Annotated in this window: 1 protein-coding gene; it reads left to right on the top strand. The window is 29.5% G+C overall.

Translation table 11 applies throughout. From position 1 onward, the window contains the following. Positions 1 to 508 (top strand): hypothetical protein (locus CBI42_RS12845; protein ID WP_179211405.1); only part of this gene is annotated, 508 nt, incomplete at its 5' end. Positions 509 to 757: the final 249 nt, after the last annotated feature.

The raw sequence follows: 757 nt of genomic DNA on the forward strand, positions 1-757 counted from the left end.
AATGGTTAAGAAATTTACGCATGACAAACTATCCAAAAATAGAGCTATTCGAGAAGAATCAATTTATCAGATTTTAGATTTAAGGAATTGCCGTTTCGAAAGGATTAAGAAATTTGATGTTAACACTGAACTGAAATATCCAGCCATTCTCGAAAGATATGGAAAAGCAATTGCAGACAATTGTTTTAATCGTCCATTCGGAACTAATAAAAAAGTAAAAAGATCACCAGATATTGAAAAAAAGATTTTAAGATTTATGGACGGTAAAAAAATTATTAAATTATCAGACTTTGCGCAAGGGATTAGCAATTTTGAATATGTTGATTCTTTGAGTAATAAACGTCAAAAAAAGAGTAAACAATGGTGGTATCAAAATATTAAGTGTGAGTTTGAATTGGGAACTTTTGATAATACGGGTTTTAAATTATGTAGATTTTCAGATTTAAAAAATAGCATAAAAAAAGAATTGCCCAGCCATGGCAACTCATTAGTAGTCGTAAAAGTTTAAGTATTTTTCAATCATGAGAATAACTATATTTTACCATTAATAAGCCATAAAATCAAAGCAGATTTAGGCATTTTCTACCTATTTTTTTTGCTAGGTAAAAAGTTTTACGTGCAGTTTTGGGTATTTTTTGGGTGTTTTTAACCTATAAATGACACATTTCAATGTTGGGTGAGAGGGGTTAAATTATTTTCACCCAACCTTCCCTGTTTTTTAAAAATAACATGGAAGGTTGGGGTCTTTTAGCTTTAT

Source organism: Streptococcus sp. KR (assembly GCF_002238115.1).
Lineage (GTDB): Bacteria > Bacillota > Bacilli > Lactobacillales > Streptococcaceae > Streptococcus.